The 3,666-nt window shown below is 42.9% G+C and carries 3 protein-coding genes; 2 read left to right on the top strand and 1 reads right to left on the bottom strand.

The window, feature by feature from the left end:
- Positions 1–221 precede the first annotated feature (221 nt).
- Entirely contained in the window at positions 222–536 is a 315-nt protein-coding gene (locus ACQY6Q_RS13725; RefSeq protein ID WP_427982220.1) for an NIPSNAP family protein, read from the top strand.
- A gap of 243 nt (positions 537–779) precedes the next feature.
- Here the strand turns inward: ACQY6Q_RS13725 and ACQY6Q_RS13720 are convergent, their stop codons facing one another.
- On the bottom strand, positions 780–1,157 hold the full coding sequence (locus ACQY6Q_RS13720) for an RNA-binding S4 domain-containing protein (RefSeq protein ID WP_427982219.1): 378 nt from the start codon (positions 1,155–1,157) through the stop codon (positions 780–782).
- 406 nt (positions 1,158–1,563) lie between these two features.
- On the opposite strand from ACQY6Q_RS13720, the gene ACQY6Q_RS13715 reads away from it, so the two are divergent.
- Positions 1,564–3,576: a TonB-dependent receptor plug domain-containing protein gene (locus ACQY6Q_RS13715; RefSeq protein WP_427982218.1), complete on the top strand. Its 2,013-nt coding sequence runs from the start codon at positions 1,564–1,566 to the stop codon at positions 3,574–3,576.
- Positions 3,577–3,666 lie beyond the last annotated feature (90 nt).

Raw genomic sequence — 3,666 nt, 5'->3', positions numbered from 1 at the left:
AGATCGTCATGTCAGTCACTATGAAGTCCGCGAGAACACGTGGTTATAACAATTTAAGAGTGATTCGCAACGCTTGGCGCTCTCACTTCAGGTTTAGGTTTGTACTTATGGCGCGATGGGTTGGGTTAGGTGTTAGCGTTATTCAAACTTTAATTGGGCGTTGATATGTTCCCTTCTGTCAACGCGGACAAGTCTAGGTTTTTATATTAAGGTGTATTTTGATGATTTTTGAAATGAGAACTTATACGATTAAGATTGGTAAGTTAAAGAACTATATTGACCACTTTGAAAAAGTGGGAATGCCAATAATATCGAATTATGCAACCCTTGTTGGTTATTGGTACACGGACATAGGTGAACTAAACCAAGTAATTCATATTTGGTCTTACAGTGATTTGAATGATAGAGCCAAAAAGAGAAAAGAACTATACCAAGATAACGCATGGCTAACTGAGTTTATTCCTAGCGCCATGGAAATGTTAGAGAAGCAGGAATCAAAAATAATCAGTGCGGTAAACTTCTCACCGATTAAATAAATTTGTAGTACGAAGACCTAAAAATCAAATGAACAGCAAACGCTGCGTGGCTTTTCGGGCTTGTCGCTTAGCGCCAGTTTAACCCAATATTCCACTTCGGTTTGCTGCCAGTTATTTGGGCGTTGATCTCTAAAGCCGCAACTCTGTTTTGCCCAATTGTGAGTTTTACAACCAGTACTTTGTCTTCAAGAAGTAGCGGTGACTGACAAGTTAAGGTGTAGGCCTAAGCATGAGTCAGTAGATTTAAAACTTAATTGAGCGACGACCGGTTTTGCTGTTCGGCGATGGCACTGCTTTCTCTGTCTGCTTTGATTTGGATTGAGCTTGCTTGGGTTTGCTCTGTTTTGGACTGACCTCGCTGGGCGCTTCGTCGCACACTACATACAGAAACTGGCCGTTAAACTCGATTATGTCTCCGGCATAAACTTTTTTACGTTTGCGCTGCTCTACTTCACCGTTTAGGCCAACATAGCCTTCGGCAATAGCGAGTTTCGCCTCTCCGCCACCGTTTACCAAATTACCTATTTTTAATACTTTATATAGCTCGATGGGTTGCTGCTGAACGATAACGTCGAGAGCTTCCACTTCTATTTCTTGCGAGGGATCTTGCTGTTGTTTCATTGCTTTGACCAACTGGGGGATAACAGCTGTGATTATGGTGAGCAAGCAAAGTGAGGTCAAGCAAGATTGGCTTTGGCTAAAAACTCATAAACACTTTAAATAAACGTCAAGCAAAGTTGCGGCTAGTTAGCGATAAGTTTCAGGTAGCAGCGCTTTAGTCATTACAATAACTAAGGGGTTGGTGCATAAACTAGTTATTTTTTTTCTTAGTTCACGGTTTCACTTGATCTATGGAGAGGAGATAAATATTATCAATTTTTGCTGAATTAATACTCATCGCTTTATCCTGTAGTCCTCCTCAGTTTCATATAAAGCCCTTTAGTATCAGCGTTTAAGGAAAGATAAAAGACCAGGGAGTTGTTCTTTGAAATCACCTAGCTGTACTTGTTGTTCGTTGTTGTTTTTTATGACTTTTGCGGTCGCCGCTCAGGAGTCGTTATCTAGCTTAGATTTAGAGTCTTTAATGAGCGAAGATGTTCAAGCAACATCTGTCATGAAGCGCGCTCAGTCAACCTTTAGCACACCCGCTTCTTTGTATGTATTGAGTAAAGAAGACATCCGAGCCTCTGGCGCTTTAACTGTGGCTGAGTCGCTAAAGTTGGTTCCCGGTATTGAAGTGCGGCAACTGGATAATAACCAGTGGGCCATTACCACACGAGGAGTGGCAGGTCGGCATACCAGTAAGTTATTGGTGATGGTCGACGGTCAAAGTGTTTATAACCCCACCTTTGCTGGTGTGTATTGGGAAACTCTTAATGTCCCTCTTTACGATATTGAACGTATTGAAGTGATACGAGGGCAGGGCGGCCTATTGTGGGGGAGTAACGCGACCAATGGTGTGATTAATATCATTACCAAAAATAGTTTAGATAGTCGCGGTACTCTGTTGCAAGTGAGTAGTGGCGATCCGCTTAATTACGAGCTTGCTTTACGCCATGGTGGATATTTGGGGCGCACCGGCAGTTACCGTGTGTATGCCGGTTTAAAAGATGTTGATAATTCTGCCCACGGTATTGAGATGGAACCGCATGATGATGCTCAGCAGCAAAGTATTGGTGCTCGCTTTGATTTTGCACCCAGTGATGATGTGTCGGTTCTTGCTCAGCTGCATTATTCCCACACCGAGCAGAGCCAAAACTTAGATGCTTTGTCGCGCGATGTGAATATTAATGTTTTGCACCAAGATCAGTTTAAGCAAGATGATGCGCGGGTGATGGTACGTTTAGAGCATCGTTTATCTAGTAAATCAAACCAAATGCTACAGGCGTCTTGGTCTTTACAAGATGGTGAACAGTTATTCTTAAAGGAAAGGTTCCAGTCTCTCGATCTTGATTACCAGATGAATTCAATATTTGGCAGAGCGCAGTTAGATTGGGGCTTAAACTATCGAAATAGTTACCTGCCGTTCACCGCTAACTACATTATTAGCAGCGATGAAAACCTAACTCGCCTTGAGCATTACGGAGCCTTTCTTCAGCTACAGTACGCGCTTATTCCCAATAGCTTGAATTTGAGTTTTGGTAGTAAGTTGGAGCACAACAGTTTTACCGGTTGGGAAAACCAGCCTGCGGCCCGCTTAAGCTGGCAAGCTAGCACCAATCATGTCTTATGGGGTGCGGTATCGCAGGGCGTAAGGATCCCTTCTTTCGCTGAGTATGATTATGATACGGCCTTACATGGCGTTCGGGTGGGTAACCTTTATCAAACGGGTATAGAAGCTATTGATAATTATCACCTGCGCACCGTATTAAATGGTAACCAACAAGTTGAGCCGGAAAAGTCTTTGTCATATGAGCTGGGTTACCGTTTCAATCAAAGACCTTGGTCTTTGGATGTGTCGTTATTTCATACTAAGTCACGTAATGTATTTGCTGTATATCCTAACCCTGAGTCAGTTGATATTCAGCAAATCGCCGGTTTGTTGGCTACAGGACAATATCTCGATGTACAACAAGCCTTAGCCAATAGCGTGCTGGAATTTGATGTTGTGTCTAACGCTGAACTTGACGTTACTGGCGGGGAAGCAATACTCGCGTGGCAAGCAAATGATTTTATTAAGGCCGAGTTAGGCTATAGTCAGTTCCGCTATCGTTATAACTTACAAGCCAACACTCAGCCTGCCATTGGGGATGATTCCGATAGTCGTCAGTGGCTTGCCAAGTTGGGCTGGCAAGTGACTCAACACCACGCTTTATTTGGTTTATTCCGCTCCATCCAAAGCGATGCTTACCATGCCGATAATTATGATGTACTGGATTTAAGTTGGACTTGGCAAGTTCACGATAGCGCCTTTTTATCTTTAAGCGCTAAGAATCTATTGGCTGGTAAGCATGTTGAATATAACAATTATTCTGAAACCTTTACCGTTTCCAATTATATTGAGCGTAGTTTTGTATTGCGCTTTTTAGCGGAGTTTTAATGCCCTTTCTTAAGCGCTGGTTGAAAGCTTGTTTAAGCGTGCTGATGCTATTGTTGGCTGGACATGCCACGGCCAGTGAAAAAGAGCAGG

The organism is Agarivorans sp., assembly GCF_050295395.1.
In the GTDB taxonomy this organism is placed as follows: Bacteria; Pseudomonadota; Gammaproteobacteria; order Enterobacterales; family Celerinatantimonadaceae; genus Agarivorans.
Note: the sequence above shows the minus strand (reverse complement) of the source record. Positions and strands in the feature narration are given on the sequence as shown.

Excerpts from the sequence above, each read along its gene's own strand:
- ACQY6Q_RS13725 (WP_427982220.1), top strand. The coding sequence starts at position 222 with ATGATTTTTGAAATGAGAACTTATACGATTAAGATTGGTAAGTTAAAG.
- ACQY6Q_RS13720 (WP_427982219.1), bottom strand. The coding sequence starts at position 1,157 with ATGAAACAACAGCAAGATCCCTCGCAAGAAATAGAAGTGGAAGCTCTC.
- ACQY6Q_RS13715 (WP_427982218.1), top strand. The coding sequence starts at position 1,564 with ATGACTTTTGCGGTCGCCGCTCAGGAGTCGTTATCTAGCTTAGATTTA.